The 6000-nt window shown below is 64.7% G+C and carries 4 protein-coding genes and 1 pseudogene; 2 read left to right on the top strand and 3 right to left on the bottom strand.

From position 1 onward, the window contains the following. Positions 1–278: 278 nt before the first annotated feature. A complete protein-coding gene (locus tag PY310_RS19495) occupies positions 279–1169 on the top strand; it encodes a DUF4352 domain-containing protein (RefSeq protein WP_275216205.1) in 891 nt (296 codons plus the stop codon). Positions 1170–1430: 261 nt separating this feature from the next. Here PY310_RS19495 and PY310_RS19500 read toward each other — a convergent pair whose 3' ends face one another. After that, complete coding sequence (locus PY310_RS19500) at positions 1431–3221, bottom strand: NAD(P)-binding domain-containing protein (RefSeq protein WP_275216207.1); 1791 nt, start codon at positions 3219–3221, stop codon at positions 1431–1433. 89 nt (positions 3222–3310) lie between these two features. Between PY310_RS19500 and PY310_RS19505 the strand changes: the two genes are divergently transcribed. After that, a complete protein-coding gene (locus tag PY310_RS19505) occupies positions 3311–4705 on the top strand; it encodes a GAF domain-containing protein (RefSeq protein WP_275216208.1) in 1395 nt (464 codons plus the stop codon). Positions 4706–4718: 13 nt separating this feature from the next. Here the strand turns inward: PY310_RS19505 and PY310_RS19510 are convergent, their stop codons facing one another. Further along, entirely contained in the window at positions 4719–5096 is a 378-nt protein-coding gene (locus PY310_RS19510) for a VOC family protein (RefSeq protein WP_275216209.1), read from the bottom strand. Positions 5097–5327: 231 nt separating this feature from the next. Continuing rightward, a pseudogene (locus PY310_RS19520) lies at positions 5328–5810 on the bottom strand (nuclease-related domain-containing protein); the annotation flags it as partial. Positions 5811–6000: the final 190 nt, after the last annotated feature.

The following is a 6000-nucleotide window of genomic DNA, read 5'->3' on the forward strand; positions in this document are numbered from 1 at the left end:
CTGCACGACGGCGCCGACGTTCTCCTGCTGCTGCGGGAATGCCGGCTGGCGCGGGTCATGCTGAACAACCTGCTGTCCGATGAGATCAATTTCCGGCTACAGGCCCAAACCTAGAACCTGCATACAGCGCAGCCCAAGCATTTTTAGTTAAAGATTCAATCATTCAATCATACGTTGATCTTGTAAATAACACACACGATGCCACTCAGGCTTGTCATATTTGGGATTACGTACTGTCGTAAGGCGCGAAAACCTTTTACGTCTGCCATATTTGAGCCATGACAACACCAGAGTTCCCTGGGGCGGGCTCACAGCAGACTTCGCCCAATCATCCATCCCCCGCGCAGGCTGATCACGAGGCGTCAACGCAGACCCTCCCGCCTCAGCCGGCGAAGCCTAAAAAGCCGTTGAACATCCTGGGGCTCATCGCCCTCATCACAGCAGCGCTCGGGTTCATCTTCGCCTGCATGCCCGGAGCCCTGATCGTTGGCTGGATTCTGCTGCCGATTGCATTCATTCTGTCTCTCGTTTCCTTGTTCCTTAAAGACAAGCCCAAGGGAATGGGCGTCACTGCCTTGATCCTGTCAATCGTCGGAACAATTGTCGGCGTCGTCGTATTTTTCTCCGTCGTGGGGTCGGCGGCCAGCAACGCCTTCGGCAGCGGCGACACGAAAGTCGTAGCACCGTCCGGAGAGGCAGGTAAAACTGACGGCGGGGCAGCGGCAGCTCCCGCTGGCAAAACCGGGACTCGCGAGACCCCATATCCAATCGGCTCGGTCATTGAGTCCAAGGACTGGCGCGTTGTGGTCAACTCGGTCACCCTCGCCGCCACAGACGCTGTTGTCGCTGCCAATCAATTCAACAAACCGCCTGCCGCCGGCTCCGAGTATATCCTCGTGAACTACTCCGTCACCTACATCGGCGATGACGCTAACGGACAGACGCCTTCGTTCGTATCGATCGAATACGTGACAGCAGACGGTAGGACCGTGAACAGCTACGACAAGTCCATCGTAGAACCTGATCCCATCAGCTCAAACGCGCTCTATAAGGGCGCCTCGGCAACCGGCAATCAGGCGTTTGAAGTGCCGTCGGCCACCGCGTCGCAAGGCGTTTTCGCCGTCAGGCCGGGCATGTTTGGTGACAAAGTATTCGTCGCAGCCAAATAAAACTCCGAAGAAGTTCGCGAAGCCCCCGGCCGATCAGCTGGGGGCTTCGCTGTGCCGCCTTCCGGAACGGACGCGGTGCACTCCGTACTCCCGCGGGTGTTGTCCATACTGATAAGCGACGTTTCATCGACCGAACGGCAGCTGTGGCCAAAGTGCGAGAGCGTCCAATAAAACCGCACATTAAGTGATATGGCGTTTGGGGTGGGCGGACGACGGCGGGCTGCCGGGGTTGGGTGCGTGCCCAACCCCGACAGGCGGGCCTTACCTCGTGTGGTGCGTCGGCTGCAGTTCGTAGACCGGCGTCTCCAGTCCTTCCATCCGGGCCTTCAGCTGCAGGGCCAGGTACGCGGAGTAGTGTCGGCTCTGGTGGAGGTTGCCGCCGTGGATCCAGAGCTGGGGCACGTTGGTGGGCTTCCACATGTTGCGGAGCTCGCCTTCCCAGGGGCCCGGGTCCTTCGGGGTGTCCGAGCCATACCCCCAGCACTTGCCTACCCGGTCCGCCACTTCGGGAGAGACCAGGTCCGCCAGCCAGCCGTTCATGGAGCCGTAGCCGGTGGCGTAGACGATCAGGTCGGCCTCCAGCTCGGTGCCGTCAGCCAGGACCACGGCGTTCCCGGTGATCTTGGCAACCTCCCCGGACTTAAGCTGAACCCGGCCGTCGATGATCAGCTGGGAGGCGCCGACGTCGATGTAGTAGCCGGAGCCGCGCCGCAGGTACTTCACGAACAGGCCGGACCCGTCCACGCCGAAGTCCAAGTCGAACCCGGCGGCCTCCAGCTGGGAGTAGAACTCGGCATCCCGCTCAGCCATCGCCTGGTACACCGGCACCTGCGCCTCGGGCAGAATCCGCATGGGCAGCGACGCGAACAGCAGGTCGGCCTTCTCCGTGGTGACACCGGCAGCCAAAGCCCTCTCCGAGTACAAATCCCCCAGCGCCAGGTCCATCAGCGACTCGCTCCGGGCGATGTGGGTGGAGGACCGCTGCACCATGGTGACGTCGGCGCCGTGCTCCCACAGGTCCGCGCAGATATCGTGCGCGGAGTTGTTGGAGCCGATCACCACGGCCTTCTTCCCGGTCCAGTCTCCGCCGCCCGGGTGCTGCGAGGAATGCCGCTGCTCCCCCAGGAAGGACCCCGCGCCGTCGAACGCGGGAATGTTCGGGTAGCCGGAGACGCCCAGGGCGAACACGAGCTGCTTCGGCCGCAGGGTCACCGGCGACCCGTCGCGGACTGCGCTGACCACCCATTCCTGGGTGCCGTCGTCGAACTCGGCGCCCACGCACTCGGTGCCGCCCCAGTAGTTCAGCTCCATGATGGCGGTGTAGTGCTCCAGCCAGTCGCCGATCTTGTCCTTGGCGGCGAAGACGGGCCAGTCGTCCGGGAACTTCAGGTAGGGCATGTGGTCGTACCAGACGGGGTCGTGCAGGTGCAGGGACTTGTAGCGGTTCCGCCAGGAGTCGCCCGGCTTCTCATTCTTCTCGATGACCAGGGTGGGGACGCCGAGGCGCCGCAGCCGGGCCGCGAGGCCGATGCCGCCCTGCCCGCCGCCGATGATGACCGTGTAGGGCTGCTCCTCGTAGCCGAGCCGCGCCTCGCGCTCCTCCTTCTGTTCCAGCCAGGAGCGGCGGCCCTTGATGATCTCGTGTGCCACGCTCTTCTCGCGGCGGGTGCCCTTCTTCTCCTCGAAGCCCTTCAGCTCCTGCATGGTGGTGAGCAGCGTCCAGCATTTGCCGTTCCGCAGCCGGAGGTGGCCGTAGCCGCGAGCGGCGGCGGTTTCGAAGGTGATCCAGGCTTCCACGCTGCCGTCGGAGCCGGTGGCGTCCTCGGAGAGCGCCCAGTCAGAAGGCTGCACGTGATCCAGCGTCGCCTCGAGCATCTGCCGGATGTCCGCCTTGCCTTCCAGTGTTTTCAGGTTCCAGGTGAACGCCACGAAGTCGCGCCAGTAGCTGTCATCCTCGAAAAGTTCGACGGCGGCGTCCACGTCGCGCCGCTGCAGGGCGGTATCCAGTTCCGTCAGCCAGGCCTGCGCGGCTGCGGTGGGTGTATCGGTCATGTCCACTCCTTTGTGTCGTATGGTCCGTGTGTCTGTTGGTCCCGGCGGCCCCGTCCCGCCGGTGTCCCCTGCGCTATGCTGGATCGGACGTGAGCTGCATCACCATTGCAACCCAGTGGGGGTTTCAACCGCGTTACACGGGCACTGCCGGCAAGGACGCCGCCGGTCAGGAGGACACTGTTTTGGACTATGGCCTGAGGTTTTCGGACCCGGCGAAGTATTCGCGTGCCCTGCGACGCGCCCACGAACTGGTCATCTCCGGCGTCCCGCGCCCGGAGATCCCAACTAACTTGGCGGATTCATGGCGCCGCTCCATGGCCCTGGGTATCAGCCCGGACCAGCACAGCCCCCGGCACCTGCACGACGTGTCCGACGTCCTGGAGCTGCGGCGGGAGCACCGGCTGCAGCAGGTCATGCCGGCGCTGCACGACCTCCTGGCCGACGATTCCAGTTCCGGCCGGCACCTGCTGGTGCTCACCGACGCCAGCGGCGAGATCCTGTGGCGGGTGGGCAGTCCGGACGTGCTGCGGCGCGCAGACCGGCTGGAGTTCTCCGAAGGTGCCGACTGGTCCGAGGCCGGGATCGGCACCAACGCGATCAGCGAGGCGCTGCTCACCGGCCAGCCCGTGCAACTGTTTTCCGCCGAGCACCTGGTCCGCACCCACCATGAGTGGGCCTGCACCGCGGCGCCCATCACGGACCCTGCCACTGGTCGGCTGCTGGGCGTGCTCGACGTGTCCGGGCCGCTGGACACCCTCAGCGCGGACACCCTGCGGATGGTGCGGTGCGCCGTTCGTGTAGCGGAAACGCTTCTGGGAACGCACGACGGCGGGGCCTCCTTGGGTGCGTTGCCTTCTATTCGTGCCCCGCGTGCGTCCGTTCGGCGGCCTTCCGTTGGTGTGGAGTCGCTGGAGCTGCTCGGCGACAAACCTGCCGCGCTGTTTGCTGATGGGAGCCGGGTGCCGCTGACGCTGCGGCGGGCGGAAATCCTGGCCCTGCTGGATTCACGCGCTCAGGGCTGGTCCGCCGAGGAACTGACCTATGAGCTCCACGGTGATGCGGGCACGCCGCAGGCCATCCGGACGGAGATGTTCCGGGTCCGCTCCATGCTGGGCGATGCCGTGGAGTCCAGCCCTTACCGCTTGGCTGCGGACCTGACGCGCCGTTCGGATTCGGGACGGGTGCTGCGGCTGCTGCGCGAAGGGCTGGTGGAGGAAGCGCTGGAGGCGTATACCGCTCCCCTGCTCAGCCGGTCCGGGGCGATGACGGTGCAGCTGCTTCGCGACCAGCTGGACCTAGCTGTCGGGTCGGCCGTGCGTGCCAGCGGTGACGCCGAAATGCTCATCCGCTGGCTGTCCACAGACATGGGCCGCGCTGATTTTGAGGCCGTCGAGGCCCTGGGGCGGCTGTCGGGACGTGGGGATGCGCGGTATCTGTCGTTCCGGGCTGGCACGAGCGATACGGGGAGAAACTTATTGGGTTAGCCCCGGCGTCCGCTCAGGGGTCAAGCCGCTTGCGCAGGAGGCAGAACTCGTTGCCTTCAGGGTCAGCCAGGACGTGCCACTGCTCGCTGCCTGTCTGCCCGACGTCGGCCGGGCGGGCCCCAAGGGCAAGCAAGCGTTCGAGCTCCGCGTCCTGGTCCCGGTCCACGGGGTTGACGTCGATGTGCAGCGGGAGGCGTCCGGTGTGCGGGTTGCTGCTCGGGCTCAGGATGATGGTCGGCTGCAGGCCGCCGAACCCGGCGTCCGACGGGCCGATCTCGATGGCACCGTCCTCCCTGCCAAGCTCGACATAGCCGAGGACCCCGCTCCAGAACCCTGCGAGGAGTTCCGGATCAGAGCAGTTGAGGACCAGTTCGCTGATACGGGAGACCATAAACGCCAGTTTACGGCGAGGCCCTACTCGGCGATGTCCTCGGCCCAAAGGGCCGGGTTGTCGGACTGGAAGGCGCGCATCATGTCGACGGAGCGCTGATTATCCAGGACCACCACCTAAACCCCGCGGGTCCGCAGGAGCCACCACCAGATAGGCGGCTTCTAACGCCGGGTGGGCGGTGCGGTCCAGTTCCGGCGCGGCGGATTCGTGCTGCTGGGCTATGGCATGACGTCATGCGGGCCTGAAATGCGAAGCCATCAATTCTCGCAAGCGTGCCACATCAGCGTCGCCGGCTGTTTGCTCTGAAAGCACTTTGGCTAACCGTCGCGGCCAGAGAACATGAACGCCACGAGTCGAGAACGAGCCCCCGATCAGGGGCCAGTCCGCTTCCACGAAGCACAGGGCCCCGGTGACCGGAACATCATCCCCGACGAAGTCGCGCACGATGTCGACCTGTTTGAGCACCCCATCCACCAGTTTCGTGCAGTCACGCCGGCCAACAAAAAGCTTCTCGACGCGCGGGCGAAGGATGCCACCCTCGATCTTCAGTTCAGGCCGGCCCTTGTACCGCTTGGCATCAATAACCCAGATCCCACCGGGAGTGATGGCGATATGGTCGATGTTGGCCTTCGAGCCCGGGATCCGCCGGTCGTGGAGGACAGCCAGACCGGCCCCGGCCACGGCATTGAGCCGGGCGCCGAGCCGTTCCTCACCGACCGCGCCCCGATCCCAGGCTTTAGCCCGGGGTTTTCATGGGGGTGCCGCTGGGTTGGCGTGTTAATCAGGGAAAGGGTGCTCTGAGCTGGGAAAATAGTGGTTGTCGAGACCGTTATTTGCCGAGCGAGGGAGCACCCTTTCGATGCAGAAGTCTACCGCTGTTTTCCCGTCCCTGCCGGTCAGTTTC

The sequence above is a fragment of the Pseudarthrobacter naphthalenicus genome, assembly GCF_029076445.1.
Lineage (GTDB): Bacteria > Actinomycetota > Actinomycetes > Actinomycetales > Micrococcaceae > Arthrobacter > Arthrobacter naphthalenicus.